A 24,132-nucleotide genomic window follows, 5' to 3' on the forward strand; every position below is an offset into this window, starting at 1 on the left:
CGCTTCTGCTGCCCCCGATTTACTTTGTTCTACGTCAATAAAATCGCAAACATGTTTGATGCAAATCACTATATATAGAACTTAAAATGCACCCCGGCCCTACATGTTGTATTCATCAACTATTATAACAACAACTTCCACAGGATAAGTTTGGGGATTATCTGTGGATAAAAAGGGCCGATTTTCGGGAAGTTTTGACAGGACAAACGGCTACGTGCTCCCGGATGCGCCCCTACCTTTGTGGATAACCTAAAAATAAACGGAGAAATCATGACACCGCATGTGATGAAAAGAGACGGGTGCAAGGTACCTTTCACTTCAGAGCGCATCAGAGAAGCCATTCTGCGTGCAGCTAAAGCAGCGGGAGTCGATGACGCGGACTATTGCGCCACCGTCGCAGATATCGTCAGTCAGCAGATGGCCGGCCGCAGCCAGGTCGATATCGGCGAGATCCAGGTCGCCGTGGAAAACCAGCTTATGGCCGGAAACTACAAGCAGCTGGCGCGCGCCTATATTGAGTATCGCCATGACCGCGATATTGAGCGCGAGAAGCGTGGCCGCCTGAACCAGGAAATTCGCGGCCTGGTTGAGCAGACCAACTCCGCCCTGCTGAATGAAAACGCCAACAAGGACAGCAAGGTCATCCCTACCCAGCGCGACCTGCTGGCCGGGATTGTCGCCAAGCACTACGCCAAGCAGCACCTGCTGCCGCGCGATGTGGTACTCGCGCACGAACGTGGTGATATTCACTATCACGATCTCGACTATTCTCCGTTTTTCCCAATGTTTAACTGCATGCTTATCGATCTCAAAGGCATGCTGACCCATGGCTTTAAAATGGGTAACGCCGAGATCGAGCCGCCAAAATCCATTTCTACCGCAACGGCGGTTACGGCACAGATTATCGCCCAGGTTGCCAGCCATATTTACGGTGGAACAACCATTAACCGCATCGACGAAGTGCTGGCCCCGTTTGTGACCGAAAGCTTTAACAAGCACCGTAAAATTGCCGAAGAGTGGCAGATCCCCAATGCCGAGGAGTACGCACACTCCCGCACCGAGAAAGAGTGCTACGACGCCTTCCAATCCCTTGAATATGAAGTGAATACCCTGCATACCGCCAACGGGCAGACGCCGTTTGTCACCTTTGGTTTTGGCCTCGGTACCAGTTGGGAATCCCGCCTGATCCAAACCTCGATTCTGCGCAACCGCATCGCCGGCTTGGGTAAAAATCGCAAGACCGCGGTGTTCCCAAAACTGGTCTTTGCTATCAAGGACGGCCTGAACCATAAGTTCGGCGACGCTAACTACGACATTAAGCAGCTGGCACTGGAATGCGCGTCCAAACGCATGTACCCGGACATTCTTAACTACGATCAGGTAGTGAAAGTCACAGGTTCATTTAAAACCCCAATGGGTTGCCGCAGCTTCCTCGGCGTATACGAAGAAAACGGGGAGCAGATCCACGACGGACGTAACAACCTCGGCGTGATCAGCCTGAACCTGCCGCGCATTGCGCTGGAAGCCAAAGGCGATGAAACCACCTTCTGGAAACTGCTGGACGAGCGCTTACTGCTGGCGCGTAAAGCCCTGATGACCCGCATTGCCCGCCTGGAAGGTGTCAAAGCCCGCGTGGCCCCGATCCTCTATATGGAAGGTGCCTGCGGCGTGCGCCTGAAAGCCGACGACGACGTGTCTGAGATCTTTAAAAATGGCCGGGCGTCTATTTCCCTTGGCTACATCGGCATTCATGAAACGGTGAATGCCCTGTTCGGTAACCAGCATGTTTACGACAGCGAAGCCCTGCGCGAGAAAGCCGTTGCCATCGTTTCCCGCCTGCGCGAAGCCACAGACAGCTGGAAAGAAGAAACCGGCTACGGTTTTAGCCTGTACAGTACGCCAAGTGAGAATCTGTGTGACCGTTTCTGCCGCCTGGATACCGCCGAGTTTGGCGTTGTGCCTGGCGTGACGGATAAAGGCTACTACACCAACAGCTTCCACCTCGACGTCGAGAAAAAGGTGAATCCTTACGACAAAATCGACTTCGAAGCGCCTTACCCACCGCTGGCTAACGGCGGCTTCATTTGCTACGGCGAGTATCCGAACATTCAGCACAACCTGCGGGCGCTGGAAGACGTGTGGGATTACAGCTACAAGCATGTGCCTTACTACGGCACCAATACGCCAATCGATGAATGCTACGAGTGCGGCTACACCGGCGAGTTCGAATGCACCAGCAAGGGCTTCACTTGCCCGAAATGCGGTAACCACGATGCAGCGCGCGTGTCCGTTACCCGCCGGGTTTGCGGCTATCTCGGTAGCCCGGACGCACGCCCGTTTAACGCCGGCAAGCAGGAAGAAGTTAAGCGTCGCGTTAAGCATCTGGGGAATGGGCAGATCGGTTAAGCCATAAAGCGAATTCCCCTCACCCTAACCCTCTCCCCTAAGGGGAGAGGGAACTGTCTGTGTAAATACTTAGGCCGTGCGCTGGTTTTCTCCCTTTCCCCTTAGGGGAGAGGGGACTGTCTATATAAATACTTACGCCGCGCGCTGGTTTTCTCCCTCTCCCCTTAGGGGAGAGGGGACTGTCTATATAAATACTTACGCCGCGCGCTGGTTTTCTCCCTCTCCTGTGGGAGAGGGCCGGGGTGAGGGCAATCAGGTCAGGCTTATGAATTATCATCAATACTACCCCGTCGACATCGTCAATGGCCCCGGCACTCGCTGCACGCTGTTTGTCTCAGGCTGCGTGCACGAATGCCCCGGCTGCTACAACAAAAGCACCTGGCGCGTGAACTCGGGCATGCTGTTTACCGCAGAAATGGCTGACCGTATTATTGCCGACCTGAACGACACCCGCGTTAAGCGCCAGGGGATCTCGCTTTCGGGCGGCGATCCTCTGCATCCGCAGAACGTGCCGGAGATTCTGAAGCTGGTGAAGCGCGTGCGTGCCGAATGTCCGGGCAAGGACATCTGGGTGTGGACGGGGTATAAGCTTGATGAGCTGAGCGCCGCGCAGCAGGAAGTAGTGGCATTAATCAACGTCCTGGTGGACGGCAAGTTTGTTCAGGATTTAAAAGACCCGGCGCTGATCTGGCGCGGCAGCAGCAACCAGGTTGTGCATCACCTGCGTTAAAACAGGCTTCCCGCCAGCCAGCGGGAAGCTTTACTTCAGCACATCATGGCGATGCACGTTTCCCCATTCGCACATCATATCCAGCACTGGGATCAGCGACTTACCGCGATCTGAGAGGCTGTACTCCACCTTGGGGGGAATTTGCGGGTATTCGTCCCGGATAATCAACCCGTCATTTTCCAGCTCTTTCAGCGTCAGGCTCAGGGTTCTGAAAGAGATAGTCTCAATGCAGCGTTTGAGTTCGTTGAAGCGAATCACCGGCTTATGCTCCGCCAGCGCATAGAGAATGATCATTTTGTATTTTCCATTCACCAGCGACAGCGTGTAGGCAAAGCCCGTGTCGCCCATAAATGCACAGGAATCTGGCGCAGCCTTTTCGCTCATTACACTATCCTTTGGTATAGTACATATCAACAATGACAGTATTGTACTTTAATTTAAAGCCTCCTATGATGCAAACATCAAATAAATGCCGATGAACAGTCATCTCAAGAGGAATTAATCATGAAGACGTTAATTGTTGTTATTCACCCGAATATTAATGAGTCTAAAATTAATAAACGCTGGGTAGCCGAATTAGAAAAGCAGCCAGAGTCATATACCATCCATAATCTTTATCAGACTTATCCAGATGGCGTTATTGATGTGGAGCGCGAGCAAAAACTGATTGAACAACACGATAAAATTATTCTGCAATTTCCGCTGTACTGGTTTAACAGTCCTCCGTTGTTAAAGCAGTGGCTGGATGAAGTCTTTACCTATGGCTGGGCCTACGGCTCTACCAGCGGGCATAAGCTCAGAGGCCGTAAGTTCGCGCTGGCGGTGAGTGCCGGCATCAAAGAGGAGGACTTTTCACCTGATGGGCGTTATCAGCATTCGTTACAGGAAATACTTCTGCCGTTTGAAATGACCGCGAAATATGTCGAAGCGGATTACCAGCCTTTCTACACATTTTATGGTGCCGAATATGAAGTTTCCGAACAACAGCTGGAAAGCAGTGCTAAAGGATATATTGATTACCTGCAGTCCTTTTAATATTCAGCCTCTGACAATTATCGTCTCAATTTTTATTGAGCGGTATAGCTTTGCTATTAAGAAGCCACGTAACTACGTGGCTTTTATTTTATCAGTGACAGGGAAATGCTGTTAAATAAGCGCCAGGCTACCCACAATAATGCCGCTTAGCGCCACCAGCCCGCCGGTGAGCCACAAGGCTTTAGCCGGGAAAGCTTTGTGCAGCATGATCAGCGACGGCAGACTGACCGCCGGAAGCGTAATCAACAGCGCCAGCGCAGGCGCCGTGCCCATCCCTGCCAGCATCATGGTTTGCACGATAGGAATTTCTGCTGCAGTCGGGATCACGAACAGGCAGCCGACAACCGCCATGGCAATAACCCAGAACAGCGTGTCGCTTACGACGCCATCAGCGTGAGGGAACAGCCAGACGCGTGCGGCGCCAAGCACCAGCACGGCAAGGATATAGACAGGGATTGTGCTCCAGAAGAGCTGCCACAGCGCTTTTCCCCAGCGAATAAGGAAAGCACCGTCTTCTGTCGAACGGCTAACGGCAGGGACTGGTTCAATGATTTGCGGCTTATCTTTTACCCAGCGCTGTACCAGCAAAGCCACACCGAGAACCGTCGCCAGGCCCGCTACTAACCGTACCAAAGCAAACTGCCAGCCCAGCACAAACCCCATAAAGACCAGCGTCGCGGGGTTCAGTAACGGGTTCCCCATCCAAAAGGCCAGTGCTCCGCCCATGGAAACGGACTGGCGACGCATGCCCGCCGTCACCGGCGCCGCGCAGCAGGTGCACATCATGCCGGGGAGTGAAAACAACGTACCGAAGAACGTTCCACGCAGACGCTGTTGCCCCAGGGTACGCAGCAGCCAGTCGCGGGGAATAAGTACCTGTATTAACGATCCCAGGATGACGCCCAGCACCGCCGCTTTCCAGACAGCCAGAAAATAGACCATCGCATAATCCAGCGCGGCTTTAAACGGGTTCGCGTCCGCCTGGGCGAGGATGGATTTACCGATGCTGTGAGTGTCTGCGGCGGTAAAGGCTTTGCCGTAATACGGCTGCCATTTTACGTACCAAAGCCCGACGATCAGTACCAGGAAAAACAGCGCTGGCTTCCACCAGGGGAACGGACGGGCTTCGGGTGCGGATGAAGAAGAAAGTGGCATAGCCGTTTTCCTGAAATTGATTAGCAAGAGAAGTGTTTATCGCGCCATATTAAGCGCGGCGGGCGCGATGGGAAAGATTAAACCCCGGAAGATTGCACGGCCAATTCACGCAGTTGGCCTGAGTTGAGGATCGTCACGCCTTCCCGAGCGGGGTTGAACGCCTCGAAAAGCAGGGCTTTTGCCACATCCAGCGACTCAATAGCCTTGAGATTGCCGGGCAGCATTTTAAAAATCGGCAGCATGACGACTTCGTTTAAGCGTCGGGTTTGGCGATGGCCCAGCAGCATTGATGGGCGAGCAAGAATCAGACGAGGCCAGGCCTGCGCTATCAGCGCGTCCTCCATTTCACCCTTCACGCGGTTGTAGAAGAACGGCGAGCGGCTGTTCGCCCCCACCGCGCTGACCACCAGCATCTGTTTTGCCCCAAGCCGCTGGCCCGTAAGAGCGGTGTCAACGACAAGTGTGTAATCGACGAGGATAAAAGCTTCTTTGCTGCCCGCCTCACGAAGCGTTGTCCCCAGGCAGCAAAAGACCATATCAACCGGCTCCGTGACCTGCGCGAGGGCGTCTGAAAGCTGCGGATCGTGGGGATTAACAACCTTGTTCAGCGCTACCGGCAGCGGGCGGCGGGTCGGTGCCACGATAGAGCTTATGCGCGAGTCCTGACTAAGTAGTCGGAGTAAATGGCCCCCCACAAGCCCCGTGGCGCCGACGATCAGAACACGACTCATACTGCCTCCTGAGAATTAATTTATTCGTCACGTAGCCAGTGTAGCTTTTTCCCGAAGCCGAGCGTGTTGTCCGTCATTTTTAGCTCATCAAGCCGAATTTCCCACATCGGGGCTGACATGACTTTGGCTATCGGGAAACGTTTCAGGTAGCGGATTCGAAAATCAGCCGCCTCTTCTGCCGTCAGCAGCCGAATTTCTCCCCGGAATTGCACGCCACGGATCAGCGCCACGGTTTTGGGCTGACCGTTTATCGTCCCGGCGACCGGGGCTTGCTCGCCAATCAGCTCGCCGTGGCGGGATGAGGCATCGCTCAACAGATAGAAAGCGATGCGTTCCGGATCGAAAATGTAAAACGCGTTCGCGCACCAAAGCGAGTGCCCACTGCCCACGCAGTAGCTGAGAACATGCTGTTTTGTCAGCCAGCGGCTGATAGCATTGAGTGATTCCATCGTCATCCTGAACAGTGATACTCTGCGACAAATGTTAATTATGCGCCCGCCCTATGACTCCCTGGTATCTCTATTTAATTCGCTGCCCCGATAACCGCCTTTATACCGGCATCACCACCGACGTAGCTCGCCGCTTTGCTCAGCATCAGTCAGGGAAAGGTGCCAAGGCGCTGCGCGGCAGGGGGGTGCTGGATTTAGTATTTAGTCAGGTGGTGGGAAACCGGTCGCTGGCGCTGCGGGCCGAATACCGAATTAAACAGTTGAGCAAGGCCGAGAAAGAGCGGCTGGTGGCGGGCAAAGTAGCCCTTGAAGACCTGCTGATAAGCCTTCAAGGGGAAACTCGCTAAACGTTATTGAAGTGGTCAGAATACTCCACCAGGCCACTGACGCCGGTCAGGGCATCATCCGCCAGCGGATGAACCTGGAATGCCGTTTCGGTGCCGGGCCAGCGGCAGCGCAGACCGTAACGGGCCGCAGGCTGGAAGCCAAGGTGACCGTACATCTCCGGCGAGCCGAGCGTGACCACGGCGGCATAGCCAAACTCATTCAGAGAATCCAGCCCTTCGTATACCAGCTGTTTGGCAATACCCTGCCCGCGAACCGACTCATCTACCGCCAGCGGCGCAAGCCCCACCCACTGCAACTCTTCGCCTTCTACAGCAACCGGGCTGAAGGCTACATAGCCAATCACCTGCCCTTCATCATCGGTGGCGACAAGACCCAGCGTTAACAGCCCGTCTTCCCGAAGTGCTTTCACCAGCTCAGCTTCGCCATCGCCTTCAAAGGAACGGCGCAGCAGCGCGTCGATGCCGGGTGCATCAATGGGAATTTCTACACGAATTAACATGGCTCACCTATCGAATTACCTTCAGGGGCGGCGTTATGTTTCAAACCCGCCTCAACAAAATCAGCCAGCTGTAATAGCAGGATGCGTAGCGGTTTAGGCATGGCATCCAGCTCAATGGCATCCATTAGATTCTTCACATATAACCCAAGTTCCGTGTCGCCTTCAATGACCAGACGACGCTGGAAAAACAGGGTGTCAGGATCCTGCTTGCGAGCGGCTATCAGCAACAGATCGTTGGCCTCAGCGCTAAAGCTCACATCTGCAGGTGCATCGTCGCACACCAGCAGCTTATTGTCCTCAACGGAAGTAAACCACTTCAGGCCCAGATCGCGTACTTCAATACTTAGCCAGCGGCCTGCCAGAAAGTCCAGCTCGCCATCCTGCAGCGCCTGGCGGAACTGCCAGCCCAGCACTTGCTCCAGTACCTGACGCTTAACGGCAAAGGGGGTTAACTTGACTGGAACCCGCAGCAAAGAAGGACCAGCCTGAACCAGGCGAGAACGCAGTTTATCGAACACGGGTTTAACTCCTTTAAAAGATTTGTCGCTATTTTGCCATAACGACAATTCCCGATGGCGCGCCAAATCAACAATTCCGCAGGTTGCTGCGGGGCCGAATTGGCGGCGGCGACACTAAGCAATACGCCTTTCTCTGCCCCAAATCAAAAATTGTCGCCGACAGGTTAACTAAAATCCCGGTTCGTTAACAATTATGCTGCCCGTCCCTGTGCAGCGCGGGCATGTATTCATGCCTCCTATGATTCAGGATAAAATATGGAGTTGCTTTGCCCGGCCGGAAACCTTCCGGCGTTGAAAGCGGCCATCGATAACGGTGCAGATGCGGTGTACATCGGCCTGAAAGATGATACTAATGCGCGTCATTTTGCCGGTCTTAATTTCACCGAGAAAAAGCTGCAGGAAGCCGTCAGCTACGTGCATCTTCGCGGCCGCAAGCTGCATATTGCCATCAATACTTTCGCCCACCCGGACGGTTACTCACGCTGGCAGCGGGCAGTTGATATGGCAGCCCAGTTGGGTGCCGATGCGCTGATCCTGGCGGATTTAGCCATGCTGGAATATGCTGCTGAGCGCTATCCGCATATCGAGCGCCATGTATCGGTGCAGGCTTCGGCCACCAACGAAGAGGCAATTCGCTTCTATCATCGCCACTTCGATGTTGCCCGTGTGGTGCTGCCGCGCGTGCTCTCCATTCATCAGGTCAAACAGCTCGCTCGCGTCACGCCAGTGTCGCTGGAAGTCTTCGCTTTTGGCAGCCTGTGCATTATGGCGGAAGGGCGCTGCTATCTTTCGTCTTACCTTACCGGTGAGTCGCCAAATACCGTGGGTGCCTGCTCCCCAGCCCGCTTTGTGCGCTGGCAGCAAACGTCACAAGGGCTGGAATCCCGTCTCAACGATGTGCTGATTGACCGCTATCAAGACGGCGAAAATGCGGGCTATCCCACCCTCTGCAAAGGGCGTTACCTGGTTGACGACAGGCCTTACCACGCGCTGGAGGAACCCACCAGCCTTAACACGCTCGAGCTGCTGCCAGAGTTGCTGGCAGCCAATATTGCGTCAGTGAAAATCGAGGGCCGCCAGCGCAGCCCGGCTTATGTCACTCAGGTGGCAAAAGTCTGGCGGCAAGCTATCGATCGCTGCATGGCCGATCCTAAAAACTACCAGGCCCAGCCCGCCTGGATGGACACGCTGGGCTCTATGGCCGAAGGCACGCAAACCACGCTCGGTGCCTATCACCGCAAATGGCAGTAGGAAAAAGCATGAAATATTCATTAGGGCCGGTGCTTTACTATTGGCCGAAAGAGACGCTGGAAAAGTTTTATCAGGCCGCGGCGAAAAGCCGGGCCGATGTTATTTACCTCGGCGAAGCGGTGTGCAGCAAGCGCCGGGCAACCAAAGTCGGCGACTGGCTGGATATGGCCAAAATGCTCGCAGGCCAGGGCAAACAGGTGGTGCTTTCTACATTAGCACTGGTGCAGGCTCCGTCAGAATTGGGTGAACTGAAGCGCTATGTAGAAAACGGCGACTTTCTGATTGAAGCCAATGATATCGGCAGCGTGAATATGGCCGCCGAACGCAAACTTCCGTTCGTCGCCGGACATGCACTCAACTGCTATAACGCCGTGACACTGCGCCTGTTATTAAAACAGGGCATGATGCGCTGGTGTATGCCGGTCGAGCTTTCCCGCGACTGGTTAGCCAATATGCTCAACCAGTGTGATGAGCTCGGCATTCGTGACAAATTCGAAGTGGAGGTGCTGAGTTACGGCCATCTGCCGCTGGCTTATTCCGCCCGCTGCTTCACCGCACGCTCCGAAGACCGCGCCAAGGATGAATGCGAAACTTGCTGCATTAAGTACCCAAATGGCCGGGATATGCGCTCTCAGGAGCAACAGCAAGTCTTTGTGCTGAACGGCATTCAGACCATGAGCGGCTATGTCTATAACCTCGGCAATGAGCTGACGTCGATGAAAGGGCTGGTGGATATTGTTCGCCTGTCGCCAATGGGCTTAGGGACGCTGGACATTTTGAACGCCTTCCGTGCCAATGAAAACGGCAGCGCCCCGCTGCCGCTGGCTAACCGCAGCGACTGTAACGGCTACTGGCGACGCGTTGCCGGGCTGGAGCTTCGGGCCTGACAATAGCTCACTTTGTTAACAAATGTGGTCATCGTTTAATGCACTATTAAAAGTGCAGCTTTTCTGGCCGGCGCGGTATTCCTGCGCCAGGCTGGAAGAAGACCTTCAATCTGATGACTACGCTGTAACAAAAGTGAGCGGTTATGACTGACAAAAATGTTGCTTTCTCGGTGCTGGATTTAGCGCCGATCCCTCAAGGCTCCTCGGCGCAGGAGGCTTTTTCCCACTCTCTGGATCTCGCCCGACTGGCTGAAAAGCGCGGCTACCACCGCTACTGGCTGGCGGAGCACCACAATATGGTCGGCATTGCCAGCGCGGCAACGTCGGTGCTGATTGGCTATCTGGCCGCGAATACCACCACGCTGCATTTAGGTTCCGGCGGCGTGATGCTGCCGAACCATTCCCCGCTGGTGATTGCCGAGCAGTTCGGTACCCTGAATGCGCTCTATCCTGGGAGAATCGATCTCGGGCTTGGCCGTGCGCCGGGCAGCGATCAGCCGACGATGAGGGCGCTGCGACGCCATATGAGCGGCGACGTGGATAACTTCCCCCGGGACGTTGCAGAGCTGGTGGACTGGTTTGACGCCCGCGATCCGAATCCGCACGTACGCCCCGTGCCGGGTTACGGTGAAAAGGTGCCGGTCTGGCTGTTAGGCTCCAGCCTGTATGGCGCTCAACTGGCGGCACAGCTGGGCTTGCCGTTTGCTTTTGCTTCGCACTTTGCGCCTGACATGCTGTTCCGGGCGCTGCAGCTCTACCGTGAGAACTTCAAGCCGTCCGAGCGGCTGGCAAAACCTTACGCGATGGTGTGCATCAATATCGTGGCAGCAGACAGCACCCGCGATGCCGAATTCCTGTTTACTTCCATGCAGCAGGCATTTGTTCGCCTTCGTCGCGGTGAAACCGGCCAGCTTCCACCGCCGGTAGAGAATATGCATCAGCTCTGGTCTGCCTCTGAGCAATATGGGGTTCAGCAGGCCCTGAGCATGTCTCTGGTGGGGGATAAAGCAAAAGTGCGCCACGGCCTGGAGTCCGTTTTGCGCGAAACTGAAGCGGATGAAATTATGGTTAACGGCCAGATTTTCGATCATCAGGCGCGTTTGCATTCGTTCGATTTGGCGATGCAGGTGAAAGAAGAGCTTTTAGGTTAGTGATGTATTGGGCCCTCTCAGCTCGGAGGGCCCGTTAATCTTTACTTATAGACCGGCAGAACATCGAAGGTAGACAGAATGTGTACCAGCGCGTTGCCCACGCCAAAGACCAGAATCAGGGCAATCATCGGTTTACCGCCCCAGACGCGGAATTTCGGGCTGCCGAAGCGTTTACGTGATTTTCTCGCCAGCAGCGCGGGGACAATGGCCGCCCAGATCGTCGCCGCCAATCCAGCATAGCCAATCGCATACAGAAAACCGTTCGGCCACAGCAGGCCACCGACAATCGGCGGCACAAAGGTCAGCAGCGCCGTTTTCAAACGCCCCATAGCGGAATCATCAAACCCAAACAGATCCGCCAGGTAATCGAACAGCCCCAGAGTGACGCCGAGGAATGAACTCGCTACCGCAAAGTTCGAGAACACCACCAGTAACAGATCCAGGCTTCGGCTGTTGAGCACGCCGCTCAGTGCCTGCACCAGTACGTCAATGTTACCGCCCTTCTCCGCGATGCCAATAAACTCAGGGCGTGGAATATTCCCCATCGTTCCCAGCAGCCAGATGGTATACAGCCCCAGCGCCATCAGCGTGCCGTAAACCAGGCAGCGAATAATGGTGCGAGGATCTTTGCCGTAATACTTCATCAGGCTAGGCACATTGCCGTGATAGCCGAAAGAGGCCAGGCAGAACGGCAGCGTCATTAATAAATAGGGCGTGTAGGAGGCATGGCTCTCTGCGACGTTAAATAGCGTGGTTGGTGTGACGTGCCCAAGCAGGCTGCCGAAGGTCAGGAAGAAAGTAATGACTTTTGCGCCAAGCACAATGGCCGTCATGCGGCTAACCGCTTTGGTACTCAGCCAGACGATAAACGCCACAGCCAGCGCAAAGACCAGCCCCGCCAGACGAGCCGGCACGTCCAGCGACATCTCCGAAAACGTATGGTGCAGGATGGAGCCGCTGGCCGAAATATAGGCGTAGGTCAGGATATAAAGCACAAACGCAATCGACAAGCCGTTGATCGCGTTCCAGCCGCGCCCCAGAAGATCTTTTGTGATGGTGTCAAAGCTGGAGCCGATGCGGTAGTTCAGGTTCGCCTCCAGGATCATCAACCCGGAATGCAGCATACAGAACCAGGTGAAGACCAGCGCAGCCAGCGACCAGAAGAACCAGGCCCCGGACATCACCACCGGGAGCGAAAACATCCCTGCACCAATGATTGTTCCACCGATGATCATCACCCCGCCAATTAACGAAGGCTTTGTGCCGGGGGCGGTTAACGTTGTCATATCGAATCCCTGAAAAACTGAGCACGACGAAATTGTCTTATGCGGCTCATTGTACCAGTACATGAGTACAAAAGGGATAAAAAAAACCCCGATTGCAATAACCGGGGCTTTTATCACTGCCGTTTAAAAATAATACGGCAGATTATAGGTCAATTATGCATCACCGAAGCGACGACGAGCGGTTGCAGCTCCGTCTTCACGACGCGGGCCACGGCCACCGTCACGGCGTTCACCGCTGAAGCTACGGCCAGCACCTGCCCCAGCGCCTTCACGACGTGGACCACGACCGCCTTCACGACGCTCGCCGCCGAAGCCACGACCACCGTCACGACCGCCACGGCGTTCGCCGCTGCGCTCTGGACGAGGCTGTGCGTCACCCAACAGCTGCATATTCATCGGCTTGTTCAGAATACGAGTACGGGTAAAGTGCTGCAGTACTTCACCTGGCATGCCTTTCGGCAGCTCGATGGTGGAGTGAGTCCCGAACAGCTTGATGTTACCGATGTAACGGCTGCTGATGTCGCCTTCGTTAGCGATAGCGCCAACGATGTGACGAACTTCAACGCCATCATCACGGCCCACTTCGATGCGGTACAGTTCCATATCGCCAGCGTCACGACGCTCACGACGTGGACGATCTTCACCACCACGCTCTGGACGGTCGCCACGTGGGCCACGGTCATTACGGTCGCCGCGACGTTCGAAACGATCGTCACGCTCTTTGAATTCGCGACGTGGGCGCATCGGTGCATCTGGTGGCAGGATCAGAGGACGCTCACCCTGAGCCATTTTCAGCAGGGCTGCAGCCAGCGTTTCGATGTCCAGCTCTTCTTCAGCAGAAGGCTGAATTTTAGCCAGCAGGCCACGGTACAGGTCCAGATCGCTGCTTTCCAGCTGCTGCTGAACTTTAGCGGCGAATTTAGCCAGACGACGCTCACCCAGCAGATCTGCGTTTGGCAGCTCTACTTCTGGAATAGTCAGCTTCATGGTGCGTTCGATGTTGCGCAGCAGGCGGCGTTCACGGTTCTCAACGAACAGCAGCGCGCGGCCAGCACGACCAGCACGACCGGTACGGCCGATACGGTGAACGTAAGACTCGGAGTCCATCGGGATGTCGTAGTTAACAACCAGGCTGATACGCTCCACGTCCAGGCCACGGGCCGCAACGTCGGTGGCGATCAGGATGTCCAGACGACCATCTTTCAGGCGCTCCAGGGTCTGCTCACGCAGCGCCTGGTTCATGTCACCGTTCAGCGCGGCGCTGTTGTAACCGCTACGCTCCAGCGCTTCAGCCACTTCCAGGGTCGCGTTTTTGGTACGAACGAAGATGATCGCCGCATCAAAGTCTTCTGCTTCCAGGAAACGAACCAGTGCTTCGTTTTTACGCATGCCATAAACAGACCAGAAGCTCTGGCTGATGTCCGGGCGAGTAGTTACGCTGGACTGAATACGCACTTCCTGAGGATCTTTCATGAAGCGACGGGTAATGCGACGAATCGCTTCCGGCATGGTGGCAGAGAACAGCGCGGTCTGATGTTCGGCCGGGATCTGCGCCATGATGGTTTCAACGTCTTCGATGAAGCCCATACGCAGCATTTCATCCGCTTCATCCAGCACCAGACCTTTCAGGCCGGACAGGTTCAGGGTACCGCGTTTCAGGTGGTCAAGCAGACGCCCTGGGGTACCCACAACAATCTGTGGTCCCTGACGCAGGGCGCGCAGCTGTACGTCATAACGCTGGCCGCCGTAAAGGGCCACAACGTTCACGCCGTGCATATGTTTAGAGAAATCCGTCATGGCTTCAGCAACCTGAACCGCCAGTTCGCGGGTCGGGGCCAGCACCAGAATTTGTGGTGCTTTCAGCTCAGGATCGAGGTTGTTCAGCAGCGGCAGGGAAAACGCTGCAGTTTTACCGCTACCAGTCTGGGCCATACCCAGAACGTCACGGCCATTCAGCAGGTGTGGGATACACTCAGCCTGAATTGGTGATGGCTTTTCGTAGCCCAGATCGTTCAGGGCCTGAATGATAGAGGCATGCAGCCCCAGATCAGAAAAAGTAGTTTCGATGATATCAGTCATGTAGTACATGTGCCTCGTTGATGGCGGCCAGTCTACGTAACTCATCGTGAAATTGATCTGCAATTTTCATTGAAAAGTGTGAACCGGCTCAAATTTGATTGATTAACGAACAAAAACGCCCTCACCCGTGAAGGTGATGACTTTAGTTAAAAAGTTTATGGGACGATCGTTGTTCGTCAGCTATTGCTGGTCCGATTCTGCCAGGTCGTCATGCTCCTGGCCCAAGAGCGCTAATTCCAACAATGCATAACGATGCTCAACGTAGTTGTGTACGTTGTTAGCAACCGCTAACTTGAACAGTGCCTTGGCGCTGTCCTTATCCCCCAGACTTAGGTAGTACTTACCTAAATAGAAGTTGGTTTCACTGAGATGCTCAGCGAGCGAGGTGTTATCCGTTGCGTCCGCCTTGAGGCGTTCCATTAGCTCTTTTTCGCTAATGTTGCCCAGGTAGAACTCGACAATATTCCATCCCCATTGCTCTCTATCCGATTTCTCGAGACGCTGTTGTAGCGCCACTTTGGCCTGTTTTTCGTCTAAATTGCGTTCAGCAATATAGAGCCACAGGCTACGGAAAGGATCGTTGGGATCGTCTTGATAAAACGCCAGCAGATCATCTTGCGCTAAACGATAACGACCACCGTAATAGAGGGCGATACCGCGATTTAAGTGCGCGTAGTTGTAAGTTGGATCAAGCTCAAGTACAGAATCAAACGCTTCATAGGCAGCATCAAAATTGCCTGCCTGCGTTAAATAAATGCCTAAGTAATTGAATACTTCAGGCATATCGGGACGGATGGCCAGCGCTTGTGAAAAATCATTCCGCGCCAGAGCCCTCAGACCGAGGCTATCATACAACACTCCGCGCTCATATAAAAGCTGTGCGCGTTCGTCATCGGTTAAAGCCCGACTGGCAAGTATTTGTTCCATGCGTGCCAGAATCACTTCCTGCTGCAGCGTAGGCTGCAATGGCACCGCTAATACTTCGTTCTTACGCCAGGCAGAGTTGCTGCATCCGGCCAGCGTGATAGCTGTCGCAACGAAACACCAGCGCAAAAAAGGCTTCATTTCCTACTCCCGAAGACAACAAATGGATGAACGTCCTGTCCCCCGGCTGCAAACGAGACATCCTGTCCCGTAACAAACAGCTCTCCATGTCACCATGGAGAGCTTAATTGGCAAACCTTACTCAGCTTCTGGCGCGGCTGGTGCTGCACCTTCTGCCGGAGACTGCTCGGTTGCTTCTTTAATGCTTAAACGGACGCGGCCCTGACGGTCAACTTCCAGTACTTTCACCGGAACTTCCTGACCCATCTGCAGATAGTCAGTCACTTTCTCTACGCGCTTATCAGCGATTTGAGAGATGTGAACCAGACCTTCTTTACCGCCGCCGATAGCAACAAACGCACCGAAATCAACGATACGAGTGACTTTACCGTTATAGATACGGCCCACTTCGATTTCCGCGGTGATCTCTTCGATACGACGGATAGCGTGTTTCGCTTTGTCACCGTCGGTCGCTGCGATTTTAACGGTACCGTCATCTTCGATTTCGATGGTGGTGCCGGTTTCTTCGGTCAGCGCACGAATCACAGCCCCACCCTTACCGATCACGTCTTTGATCTTGTCTGGGTTGATTTTGATGGTGTGAATACGTGGTGCGAACTCAGAGATATCGCCACGAGGTGCGTCGATAGCCTGTTCCATCACGCCCAGAATGTGCAGACGCGCACCCTTAGCCTGGTTCAGAGCCACCTGCATGATTTCGCGGGTGATACCTTCGATTTTGATATCCATCTGCAGCGCAGAGATACCTTCACGGCTACCGGCTACTTTGAAGTCCATGTCGCCCAGGTGATCTTCGTCACCCAGAATGTCGGACAGAACTACGAAGTTGTCGCCTTCTTTCACCAGGCCCATTGCGATACCCGCAACGGCGGCTTTGATTGGCACACCTGCATCCATCAGTGCCAGAGAAGCACCACACACGGAGGCCATGGAAGAAGAACCGTTAGATTCGGTGATTTCAGAAACCACACGAACGGTGTACGGGAATTTATCAGCTTCTGGCATAACGGCCAGAACGCCACGCTTCGCCAGACGGCCGTGACCAATTTCACGACGCTTAGGCGAACCTACCATCCCGGTCTCACCTACGGAGTACGGAGGGAAGTTGTAGTGGAACAGGAAGCTGTCAGTGCGCTCGCCCATCAGCTCGTCCAGCGTCTGTGCGTCACGTGCGGTACCCAGCGTTGCGGTAACCAGCGCCTGAGTTTCACCACGGGTGAACAGTGCAGAACCGTGAGTACGCGGCAGAACGCCAGTACGAACGTCCAGGCCACGAATCATGTCTTTCTCACGGCCATCGATGCGCAGCTCGCCTGCCAGAATACGGCTACGAACAACGTTTTTCTCGATAGCGTGCAGAATGTCAGACAGCTCGCCAGCATCCAGAGATTCGTCTTCTGCGGTCAGCGTCGCGATAACGTCAGCTTTGATGACGTCAACCTGGGCATAACGCTCTTGCTTCTCAGTGATACGGTAAGCATCGCTTAGGCGGGATTCAGCCAGTGCGGCAACGCGCGCATTCAGCGCTACGTTCACAGCTTCTGGCTGCCAGTCCCAACGTGGTTTACCGGCTTCGGCAACCAGCGCGTTGATTTCTTTGATGACAATCTGCTGTTGATCGTGGCCGAAGACAACGGCACCCAGCATCTGGTCTTCGCTCAACAGTTCAGCTTCGGATTCAACCATCAGCACTGCGCTTTCGGTACCGGCAACAACCAGATCCAGCTTGCTGGTTTTCAGCTCTTCAGCGGTCGGGTTCAGCACGTACTGGTCATTGATGTAACCAACGCGAGCGGCACCGATTGGGCCGTTAAACGGAATACCGGACAGGCTCAGCGCTGCAGAAGCACCAATCATGGCAACGATATCAGGGTGAACCTGTGGGTTTACGGAAACAACGGTGGCGATAACCTGCACTTCGTTGACGAAACCTTCAGGGAACAGCGGGCGAACCGGGCGGTCAATCAGACGCGCGATCAGGGTTTCGCCTTCGCTTGGACGGCCTTCACGACGGAAGAAGCTACCTGGGATACGACCAGCAGCGTAGGTACGCTCCTGATAGTTAACGGTCAGCGGGAAGAAGTCCTGGCCTGGCTTGGCTTTTTTCTGGCCAACAACGGTAACGAATACCGCGGTGTCATCCATGCTTACCATTACAGCAGCGGTAGCCTGGCGAGCCATCATGCCGGTTTCAAGCGTGACCGTATGCTGGCCATACTGGAATTTACGAACGATCGGATTCAGCAAAATAAGATCCTTTAAAATGACGGGCAGCACGTGGCTTCACGCGCCGCCGTTGGTACCCGACCTTCATCGCATCCTCGCGACTAATGACAATCCTAACCCGTTCTGACGGGTAAAGCCTCTCATTAGCCGCGCGAACCTCTGCAATAAAGATCACACTCAGCAACAATACATTAGTTTCCATAGAATTGCTGCCGTCTGGTTGAAAAAAGGGGCCCTTACAGGCCCCTTTTTCTGAAACTCGCAAGAACTAGCGACGCAGACCCAGGCGCTCGATCAGGCCAGTGTAACGTGCTACATCTTTACGTTTCAGGTAGTCGAGCAGTTTACGACGCTGAGAAACCATACGCAGCAGACCACGACGGCTGTGGTGATCTTTTTTGTGCTCTGCAAAGTGACCCTGCAGGTGGTTAATCTGTGCAGTCAGCAGTGCAACCTGAACTTCGGTAGAACCGCTGTCGTTAGTACCACGACCAAACTCGGAAACGATTTTAGCTTTAGCTTCAACGCTTAGAGACATTTTCAACTCCAACATTATAGATAAATAAACAGGGTGCCGATCTCTAATTCAGCAACCCCAGTGCACGTCTGAACCAGTTGTTAAACAATGGGCCAGCCGTTAAGCCGCGCTATTTTACCTGTAGCGCCCTTTTACCGCAAGGTAGCGACAAAAGTCAGACGGGATATTCGACGACCAGGCGACGCGGAGCAACCCGGCCCTCACCATCGATTTCACCCATGCCGATAAACTTCTTCTCTTCGCCTTCAGTGACGCGCACCAGCCCTTCGGCCTGAACGCCAGCCACCCGAACTGGATTACCGTTTTTAAAGTAGACGGCTACTTCAGGCAGCAAATTCACCAGCGGGAAATCTGAGGCAGGGCTATCCATCGGCATCAGCAGCGGATCCAGCATCTCCGCAGGCTCGCGCTCCTGTCGATGCGCCTGTTCGACCAGCTCGTTGAGCTGATCCAGAGTGACCATGCGCTCAATCGGATATTTACTTACAGCCAGGCGACGCAGGAAAATAACATGCGCTCCGCAGCCAAGTTTTTCACCGAGATCGTCAACGATCGTACGAATGTACGTTCCCTTAGAGCAGTGAACTTCCAGCTCCAGCTCATCCCCTTCATGGCGAATAAACAGCAGCTCATACACCGTGATTGGGCGAGCTTCACGTTCAACTTCAATACCCGCGCGCGCATATTCGTACAGGGGCTTACCCTGATGCTTAAGCGCAGAGTACATCGATGGAACCTGCTCGGTATCCCCGCGAAAGCTCTCCAACGCAGCAGCAAGCTGCTCGGCGCTAAAGCTAATTGGGCGCTCCTGGACCACAATGCCGTCGGCATCAGATGTGTCCGTGCGCTGCCCAAGTTTGGCAATCACGCGATAACGTTTGTCGGAATCCAGCAGATACTGGGAGAACTTCGTCGCTTCACCAAGACAAATCGGCAGCATGCCGGTCGCCAGAGGATCCAACGCCCCGGTATGACCCGCGCGGTTTGCGTTATAAAGGCGTTTTACTTTTTGTAATGCGTCGTTGGACGAAAGGCCCTGAGGCTTATCGAGCAACAGTACACCATGAATATCACGACCACGACGACGAGGACGACTCATCAATCCTCCTTGCTGTCGTCCGTATTCACGCGACGCTCGTCATCATGACGGATGACATTGGAAACCAGGTTAGACATGCGCATCCCTTCAACCAGCGAGTTATCGTAGAAGAAGGTCAGTTCCGGCACGATACGCAGACGCATAGCCTTACCCACCAGGGTGCGGATATAGCCCGATGCATCCTGCAGAACTTTGATGCCTTCTTTGATGGCATCTTCGTCTTTGTCGTTCAGGAAGGTCACAAATACTTTGGCATATGCCAGGTCACGGGACACTTCGACCCCAGAAACGGTGGTCATCATGCCCAGACGCGGATCTTTAATTTCGCGCTGCAGGATAATGGCAATTTCTTTCTGCAATTCCTGAGAAACGCGCTGCGGGCGACCAAATTCTTTCGCCATAATAATTTCTCCAGACAAAACGGGGGGCACACGGCCCCCCTAAGATAATTGATGCGGTACGGCTATCAGGAGATGGTACGCTTGATCTCGATAATTTCGAAGACTTCGATCATATCGCCCACGCGCACGTCGTTGTAGTTCTTAACGCCGATACCACATTCCATGCCGTTACGGACTTCGCTTGCGTCATCTTTGAAGCGGCGCAGGGATTCCAGCTCGCCTTCATAGATAACCACGTTGTCGCGCAGTACGCGGATTGGGTTGTGACGTTTAACCACACCTTCGGTAACCATACAGCCAGCAATCGCGCCAAACTTCGGTGATTTGAAGACATCACGAACTTCAGCCAGGCCGATGATCTGCTGTTTCAGCTCTGGAGACAGCATACCGCTCATCGCCGCTTTCACTTCGTCAATCAGGTTATAGATGACGGAGTAGTAGCGCAGATCCAGGCTTTCAGCTTCAATCACGCGGCGTGCAGAAGCGTCGGCACGGACGTTGAAGCCAACCAGAATAGCGTTGGATGCTGCAGCCAGCGTTGCGTCAGTTTCGGTGATCCCACCCACGCCGGAGCCGATGATTTTAACTTTAACTTCATCGGTAGACAGTTTCAGCAGGGAGTCGCTGATCGCTTCCACAGAACCCTGAACGTCGGCTTTCAGCACGATATTCACTTCGGACACTTCGCCTTCGGTCATGTTGGCGAACATGTTTTCCAGTTTGGATTTCTGCTGACGAGCCAGTTTAACTTCACGGAATTTACCCTGACGATACAGAGCAACTTCACGGGCTTTCTTCTCGTCACGAACAACGGTCACTTCGTCACCCGCAGCAGGTACGCCGGACAGGCCGAGGATCTCAACAGGAATAGAAGGACCCGCTTCGGTCACTTCACGGCCCATTTCGTCACGCATCGCACGCACGCGGCCATATTCGAAGCCACACAGAACGATATCGCCTTTGTTCAGGGTACCTTCACGCACCAGAACGGTAGCAACCGGACCACGACCTTTATCCAGGAAGGATTCGATGACCACGCCGCTTGCCATACCTTTACGGACAGCTTTCAGTTCCAAAACTTCGGCCTGCAGCAGGATGGCATCCAGCAGGTCGTCGATGCCGGTACCGGCTTTCGCAGAAACGTGAATGAACTGGCTTTCGCCGCCCCACTCTTCCGGCATGATGCCGTACTGGGACAGTTCGTTTTTAACGCGATCCGGATCCGCTTCTGGCTTATCGATTTTGTTCACCGCGACGACTACCGGTACCTGCGCCGCTTTTGCGTGCTGGATAGCTTCGATAGTCTGTGGCATCACGCCATCGTCAGCGGCAACAACCAGAACAACGATATCCGTTGCCTGAGCACCACGAGCACGCATAGAGGTAAACGCTGCGTGACCTGGGGTATCCAGGAAGGTAACCATGCCGTTGTCGGTTTCTACGTGGTAAGCACCGATGTGCTGGGTAATACCCCCCGCTTCGCCGGAAGCAACTTTAGTAGAACGAATGTAGTCGAGCAGAGAGGTTTTACCGTGGTCAACGTGACCCATGATGGTCACAACCGGTGCACGGGTCTCTGCCGCAGCGCCGGTATCACGGTCGCTCATTACCGCTTCTTCCAGCTCGTTCTCACGACGCAGGATAACTTTGTGGCCCATCTCCTCAGCAACCAGCTGAGCAGTTTCCTGATCGATAACCTGGTTGATGGTCGCCATTGCGCCCAGCTTCATCATCGCTTTGATGACCTGGGAGCCTTTAACTGCCATTTTGTTAGCCAATTCAGCAACGCTGATGGTTTCACCAATCACAACGTCACGGTTAACGGCCTGCGCTGGCTTGGTGAAGCTCTGCTGCAGGCTGCTTGGCTTACGCTTACCTTTGCCACCGCGAACGGCTGCGCGAGCTTCTTCGCGATCAGCTTTAGACTCGCCGTGCTTACCGCCAGCTTTTTTCTGACGTGGTGCTTTCGCTGCAGTACGGCCACGACCACGGCCGCCTTCAACTTCACGATCGTTTTCGTCTTCCGCCTGGCGAGCGTGCTGGGAAGTAGTGACGTGATAGTCAGACTTATCGTCTTCTACCTTCTCCTGCTCTTCCCAAACGCCAGCGTTAGCTTCAGCCATTTTACGGGCTTCTTCCGCCACACGACGGGCGTCTTCTTCAAGTTTGCGACGGGCTTCTTCTTCAGCTTTGCGCTTCAGTTCAGCAGCTTCCGCTTCACGGCGAGCCTTCTCGGCGTGGGCGGCTTTCGTCATTTCATCAGTTTGTTGATTGCTCACTTTGTCTTTTTCCGCAGCTTCACGTTTCGCTTTATCAGCGGCTTCGCGCTTAGCTTGTTCTTCAGCTTCACGCTTAGCTTTTTCTTGTGCCGCACGTTTGGCAACTTCCTCTGCCTCACGCTGGGCTTGCTCTTCCGCTTCACGCTGCGCCTGTTCTTCCGCTGCAAGGCGCTCTGCCTCTTGCGGATCACGTTTCACAAAGGTGCGCTTCTTGCGGACTTCGATTTGTACCGATTTACTTTTCCCACCGGTACCTGGAATGTTTAAAGTACTGCGCGTTTTGCGCTGTAAAGTCAACTTGTCTGGACCTGAACCATGCTCATGATTCAGGTGTGCCAGGAGCGTTTGTTTCTCTTGCGCCGAAACGGAGTCGTCAGCAGACTTCGGGATCCCTGCATCAGCAAATTGCTGTACCAGGCGGTCCACGGAGGTCTGAATCTCTGCGGCCAGCGCTTTTACGGTTACATCTGTCATGCTGTTCCTTCCTGCTACAGTTTATTACGCTTCGCCGCCAAACCAGCAAATGTTACGCGCTGCCATGATCAATTCGCCGGCTTTCTCGTCCGTTAAGCCTTCGATATCAGACAGATCGTCAACACCTTGCTCGGCAAGGTCTTCCAGCGAGCTAACACCACGAGCAGCCAGTTTAAAGGCCAGCGGGCGATCCATACCGTCGAGGTTCAGCAAGTCCTCGGTAGGTTTTTTATCGCCAAGACTCTCTTCTTGCGCCAGAGCCAGTGTGGTGAGCGCGTTTTTAGCGCGATCGCGTAATGCTTCCACGGTGTCTTCATCAAGGCCGTCGATTTCCAGCAGCTCGTTCATTGGCACATAGGCCAGTTCTTCAAGCGTGGAGAAACCTTCTTCGACCAACACGGTGGCGAAATCCTCGTCAATGTCGAGGTATTTGGTAAAGGTATCAATAGCCGCATGCGCTTCAGCCTGATGTTTAGCCTGCAGGTCATCAACGGTCATGACGTTGAGTTCCCAGCCGCTCAGCTGTGATGCCAGGCGAACGTTCTGACCGTTACGGCCAATGGCCTGGGCCAGGTTGCCTGCCTCTACCGCGATATCCATCGTATGTTTGTCTTCATCGACAACAATGGATGCTACGTCAGCCGGTGCCATTGCGTTGATAACAAACTGTGCCGGGTTGTCGTCCCACAGTACGATATCAATACGCTCACCGCCTAACTCAGTAGAAACCGCCTGAACGCGCGCACCACGCATACCAACGCATGCACCGACCGGGTCGATACGCTTGTCGTTTGTTTTCACGGCGATTTTGGCACGAGAGCCAGGATCGCGTGCAGCGGCTTTAATTTCGATAACTTCTTCACCGATTTCCGGCACTTCAATGCGGAACAGTTCGATCAGCATTTCAGGTTTAGAGCGGCTAACGAACAGCTGCGCACCGCGAGCTTCAGGACGCACTGCGTACAGCACGCCGCGAATACGGTCACCCGGACGGAAGTTTTCGCGTGGCAGCATATCTTCACGCAGAATCACGGCTTCAGCGTTGCTGCCGAGATCCAGAGAGATGTTGTCACGGTTAACTTTTTTCACCACGCCAGTGATGATCTCACCTTCATGCTCGCGGAACTGATCGACTACCATCGCGCGTTCTGCTTCGCGAACTTTCTGCACGATAACCTGTTTAGCGGTCTGGGTAGTGATACGGTCAAAGGTTACGGATTCAATCTGATCTTCAACGTATTCACCCACGGTGAACGCTGGATCTTCAAACTGAGCCGCTTCAAGAGTGATTTCACGCGTAGGTTGAGTGACTTCTTCAACGATAACCCAACGACGGAAGGTATCGAAATCACCGCTTTTGCGGTCGATTTCAACGCGAACGTCAATCTCTTGCTCGTATTTTTTCTTGGTCGCCGTTGCCAGCGCACTTTCCAGCGCTTCGAAAATCTTCTCACGCGGCAGCGCTTTTTCGTTGGAAACTGCTTCAACAACAGCCAAAATTTCTTTGTTCATCCTGGGTTTTCAC

General features: G+C 54.2%; 23 protein-coding genes. 7 read left to right on the forward strand and 16 right to left on the reverse strand.

What is annotated here, in order from left to right; all coding sequences use genetic code 11:
- Nucleotides 1-270: 270 nt before the first annotated feature.
- On the forward strand, nucleotides 271-2,406 hold the full coding sequence (nrdD, locus tag LH23_RS02650) for an anaerobic ribonucleoside-triphosphate reductase (RefSeq protein ID WP_039288031.1): 2,136 nt from the start codon (nucleotides 271-273) through the stop codon (nucleotides 2,404-2,406).
- A gap of 265 nt (nucleotides 2,407-2,671) precedes the next feature.
- Nucleotides 2,672-3,136: an anaerobic ribonucleoside-triphosphate reductase-activating protein gene (gene nrdG, locus LH23_RS02655; protein WP_039288034.1), complete on the forward strand. Its 465-nt coding sequence runs from the start codon at nucleotides 2,672-2,674 to the stop codon at nucleotides 3,134-3,136.
- Between the two features lie 30 nt (nucleotides 3,137-3,166).
- Here nrdG and LH23_RS02660 read toward each other — a convergent pair whose 3' ends face one another.
- Nucleotides 3,167-3,520 (reverse strand): winged helix-turn-helix transcriptional regulator, encoded by a 354-nt coding sequence (locus tag LH23_RS02660; RefSeq protein WP_039288036.1) that lies wholly within the window; start codon nucleotides 3,518-3,520, stop codon nucleotides 3,167-3,169.
- Between the two features lie 120 nt (nucleotides 3,521-3,640).
- Here LH23_RS02660 and LH23_RS02665 point away from each other — a divergent pair, with 120 nt between their 5' ends.
- Nucleotides 3,641-4,171 (forward strand): NAD(P)H-dependent oxidoreductase, encoded by a 531-nt coding sequence (locus tag LH23_RS02665; RefSeq protein ID WP_081946046.1) that lies wholly within the window; start codon nucleotides 3,641-3,643, stop codon nucleotides 4,169-4,171.
- Nucleotides 4,172-4,282: 111 nt separating this feature from the next.
- Here LH23_RS02665 and LH23_RS02670 read toward each other — a convergent pair whose 3' ends face one another.
- From LH23_RS02670 to LH23_RS02680, 3 genes are all read right to left on the reverse strand, one after another.
- Nucleotides 4,283-5,326, reverse strand: coding sequence for a permease (locus LH23_RS02670; protein WP_039288042.1), 1,044 nt, complete (start codon nucleotides 5,324-5,326; stop codon nucleotides 4,283-4,285).
- 77 nt (nucleotides 5,327-5,403) lie between these two features.
- Nucleotides 5,404-6,057: an NAD(P)H-binding protein gene (locus LH23_RS02675; RefSeq protein ID WP_039288045.1), complete on the reverse strand. Its 654-nt coding sequence runs from the start codon at nucleotides 6,055-6,057 to the stop codon at nucleotides 5,404-5,406.
- A gap of 20 nt (nucleotides 6,058-6,077) precedes the next feature.
- A complete protein-coding gene (locus LH23_RS02680) occupies nucleotides 6,078-6,506 on the reverse strand; it encodes a YhbP family protein (RefSeq protein ID WP_039288048.1) in 429 nt (142 codons plus the stop codon).
- Between the two features lie 53 nt (nucleotides 6,507-6,559).
- Here LH23_RS02680 and LH23_RS02685 point away from each other — a divergent pair, with 53 nt between their 5' ends.
- Complete coding sequence (locus LH23_RS02685; RefSeq protein WP_039288050.1) at nucleotides 6,560-6,853, forward strand: GIY-YIG nuclease family protein; 294 nt, start codon at nucleotides 6,560-6,562, stop codon at nucleotides 6,851-6,853.
- Here LH23_RS02685 and LH23_RS02690 read toward each other — a convergent pair.
- Both LH23_RS02690 and ubiT read right to left on the reverse strand, forming a co-directional pair.
- Nucleotides 6,850-7,353, reverse strand: coding sequence for a GNAT family N-acetyltransferase (locus LH23_RS02690; protein ID WP_039288053.1), 504 nt, complete (start codon nucleotides 7,351-7,353; stop codon nucleotides 6,850-6,852). The two genes, LH23_RS02685 and LH23_RS02690, sit on opposite strands and share 4 nt — an antisense overlap.
- Nucleotides 7,347-7,871: a ubiquinone anaerobic biosynthesis accessory factor UbiT gene (gene ubiT / locus LH23_RS02695; RefSeq protein ID WP_039288056.1), complete on the reverse strand. Its 525-nt coding sequence runs from the start codon at nucleotides 7,869-7,871 to the stop codon at nucleotides 7,347-7,349. Before ubiT ends, LH23_RS02690 begins: the two co-directional genes overlap by 7 nt.
- 255 nt (nucleotides 7,872-8,126) lie before the next feature.
- Here ubiT and ubiU point away from each other — a divergent pair, with 255 nt between their 5' ends.
- The 3 genes from ubiU to LH23_RS02710 all read left to right on the forward strand — a co-directional run bounded on the left by ubiU (nucleotide 8,127) and on the right by LH23_RS02710 (nucleotide 11,160).
- A complete protein-coding gene (gene ubiU, locus LH23_RS02700) occupies nucleotides 8,127-9,122 on the forward strand; it encodes a ubiquinone anaerobic biosynthesis protein UbiU (protein WP_039288057.1) in 996 nt (331 codons plus the stop codon).
- A gap of 8 nt (nucleotides 9,123-9,130) precedes the next feature.
- Nucleotides 9,131-10,009, forward strand: a complete 879-nt coding sequence (locus tag LH23_RS02705; protein ID WP_172744681.1) for a U32 family peptidase — start codon at nucleotides 9,131-9,133, stop codon at nucleotides 10,007-10,009.
- A gap of 143 nt (nucleotides 10,010-10,152) precedes the next feature.
- Nucleotides 10,153-11,160 (forward strand): luciferase-like monooxygenase, encoded by a 1,008-nt coding sequence (locus tag LH23_RS02710; RefSeq protein WP_008454765.1) that lies wholly within the window; start codon nucleotides 10,153-10,155, stop codon nucleotides 11,158-11,160.
- Between the two features lie 41 nt (nucleotides 11,161-11,201).
- Here LH23_RS02710 and mtr read toward each other — a convergent pair whose 3' ends face one another.
- The 10 genes from mtr to nusA all read right to left on the reverse strand — a co-directional run bounded on the left by mtr (nucleotide 11,202) and on the right by nusA (nucleotide 24,119).
- Entirely contained in the window at nucleotides 11,202-12,446 is a 1,245-nt protein-coding gene (mtr, locus tag LH23_RS02715) for a tryptophan permease (protein WP_039288063.1), read from the reverse strand.
- A 153-nt stretch (nucleotides 12,447-12,599) separates the two neighbouring features.
- Entirely contained in the window at nucleotides 12,600-14,525 is a 1,926-nt protein-coding gene (locus LH23_RS02720; RefSeq protein ID WP_039288066.1) for a DEAD/DEAH family ATP-dependent RNA helicase, read from the reverse strand.
- Nucleotides 14,518-14,595: a protein YrbN gene (gene yrbN, locus LH23_RS23900; RefSeq protein WP_099458804.1), complete on the reverse strand. Its 78-nt coding sequence runs from the start codon at nucleotides 14,593-14,595 to the stop codon at nucleotides 14,518-14,520. The genes LH23_RS02720 and yrbN overlap by 8 nt, the downstream gene beginning before the upstream one ends.
- Before the next feature lie 110 nt (nucleotides 14,596-14,705).
- Nucleotides 14,706-15,590: a lipoprotein NlpI gene (nlpI, locus tag LH23_RS02725; RefSeq protein ID WP_039288069.1), complete on the reverse strand. Its 885-nt coding sequence runs from the start codon at nucleotides 15,588-15,590 to the stop codon at nucleotides 14,706-14,708.
- A gap of 117 nt (nucleotides 15,591-15,707) precedes the next feature.
- The gene (gene pnp / locus LH23_RS02730; protein WP_039288072.1) at nucleotides 15,708-17,837 is read right to left on the reverse strand and encodes a polyribonucleotide nucleotidyltransferase; all 2,130 of its coding nucleotides are present in this window, start codon (nucleotides 17,835-17,837) and stop codon (nucleotides 15,708-15,710) included.
- A 247-nt stretch (nucleotides 17,838-18,084) separates the two neighbouring features.
- Nucleotides 18,085-18,354 (reverse strand): 30S ribosomal protein S15, encoded by a 270-nt coding sequence (gene rpsO / locus LH23_RS02735; protein ID WP_008454776.1) that lies wholly within the window; start codon nucleotides 18,352-18,354, stop codon nucleotides 18,085-18,087.
- 154 nt (nucleotides 18,355-18,508) lie between these two features.
- On the reverse strand, nucleotides 18,509-19,453 hold the full coding sequence (gene truB / locus LH23_RS02740) for a tRNA pseudouridine(55) synthase TruB (RefSeq protein WP_039288075.1): 945 nt from the start codon (nucleotides 19,451-19,453) through the stop codon (nucleotides 18,509-18,511).
- The gene (rbfA, locus tag LH23_RS02745; protein ID WP_008454782.1) at nucleotides 19,453-19,854 is read right to left on the reverse strand and encodes a 30S ribosome-binding factor RbfA; all 402 of its coding nucleotides are present in this window, start codon (nucleotides 19,852-19,854) and stop codon (nucleotides 19,453-19,455) included. The genes truB and rbfA overlap by 1 nt, the downstream gene beginning before the upstream one ends.
- 65 nt (nucleotides 19,855-19,919) lie before the next feature.
- Nucleotides 19,920-22,607 (reverse strand): translation initiation factor IF-2, encoded by a 2,688-nt coding sequence (infB, locus tag LH23_RS02750; RefSeq protein WP_039288078.1) that lies wholly within the window; start codon nucleotides 22,605-22,607, stop codon nucleotides 19,920-19,922.
- Nucleotides 22,608-22,631: 24 nt separating this feature from the next.
- On the reverse strand, nucleotides 22,632-24,119 hold the full coding sequence (gene nusA, locus LH23_RS02755; RefSeq protein WP_039288081.1) for a transcription termination factor NusA: 1,488 nt from the start codon (nucleotides 24,117-24,119) through the stop codon (nucleotides 22,632-22,634).
- Nucleotides 24,120-24,132: the final 13 nt, after the last annotated feature.

This window comes from Cedecea neteri (assembly GCF_000758305.1).
Classification (GTDB): Bacteria; Pseudomonadota; Gammaproteobacteria; order Enterobacterales; family Enterobacteriaceae; genus Cedecea; species Cedecea neteri_C.

Coding starts and splice junctions, on each gene's coding strand:
- mtr (WP_039288063.1), bottom strand. CDS start 12,446: ATGACAACGTTAACCGCCCCCGGCACAAAGCCTTCGTTAATTGGCGGG.
- nrdD (WP_039288031.1), top strand. CDS start 271: ATGACACCGCATGTGATGAAAAGAGACGGGTGCAAGGTACCTTTCACT.
- LH23_RS02710 (WP_008454765.1), top strand. CDS start 10,153: ATGACTGACAAAAATGTTGCTTTCTCGGTGCTGGATTTAGCGCCGATC.
- LH23_RS02675 (WP_039288045.1), bottom strand. CDS start 6,057: ATGAGTCGTGTTCTGATCGTCGGCGCCACGGGGCTTGTGGGGGGCCAT.
- rpsO (WP_008454776.1), bottom strand. CDS start 18,354: ATGTCTCTAAGCGTTGAAGCTAAAGCTAAAATCGTTTCCGAGTTTGGT.
- LH23_RS02690 (WP_039288053.1), bottom strand. CDS start 7,353: ATGTTAATTCGTGTAGAAATTCCCATTGATGCACCCGGCATCGACGCG.
- LH23_RS02660 (WP_039288036.1), bottom strand. CDS start 3,520: ATGAGCGAAAAGGCTGCGCCAGATTCCTGTGCATTTATGGGCGACACG.
- truB (WP_039288075.1), bottom strand. CDS start 19,453: ATGAGTCGTCCTCGTCGTCGTGGTCGTGATATTCATGGTGTACTGTTG.
- LH23_RS02670 (WP_039288042.1), bottom strand. CDS start 5,326: ATGCCACTTTCTTCTTCATCCGCACCCGAAGCCCGTCCGTTCCCCTGG.
- LH23_RS02665 (WP_081946046.1), top strand. CDS start 3,641: ATGAAGACGTTAATTGTTGTTATTCACCCGAATATTAATGAGTCTAAA.
- LH23_RS02720 (WP_039288066.1), bottom strand. CDS start 14,525: ATGACTGATATCATCGAAACTACTTTTTCTGATCTGGGGCTGCATGCC.
- nrdG (WP_039288034.1), top strand. CDS start 2,672: ATGAATTATCATCAATACTACCCCGTCGACATCGTCAATGGCCCCGGC.
- nusA (WP_039288081.1), bottom strand. CDS start 24,119: ATGAACAAAGAAATTTTGGCTGTTGTTGAAGCAGTTTCCAACGAAAAA.
- yrbN (WP_099458804.1), bottom strand. CDS start 14,595: ATGAAAATTGCAGATCAATTTCACGATGAGTTACGTAGACTGGCCGCC.
- infB (WP_039288078.1), bottom strand. CDS start 22,607: ATGACAGATGTAACCGTAAAAGCGCTGGCCGCAGAGATTCAGACCTCC.
- LH23_RS02685 (WP_039288050.1), top strand. CDS start 6,560: ATGACTCCCTGGTATCTCTATTTAATTCGCTGCCCCGATAACCGCCTT.
- LH23_RS02705 (WP_172744681.1), top strand. CDS start 9,131: ATGAAATATTCATTAGGGCCGGTGCTTTACTATTGGCCGAAAGAGACG.
- rbfA (WP_008454782.1), bottom strand. CDS start 19,854: ATGGCGAAAGAATTTGGTCGCCCGCAGCGCGTTTCTCAGGAATTGCAG.
- LH23_RS02680 (WP_039288048.1), bottom strand. CDS start 6,506: ATGGAATCACTCAATGCTATCAGCCGCTGGCTGACAAAACAGCATGTT.
- ubiU (WP_039288057.1), top strand. CDS start 8,127: ATGGAGTTGCTTTGCCCGGCCGGAAACCTTCCGGCGTTGAAAGCGGCC.
- nlpI (WP_039288069.1), bottom strand. CDS start 15,590: ATGAAGCCTTTTTTGCGCTGGTGTTTCGTTGCGACAGCTATCACGCTG.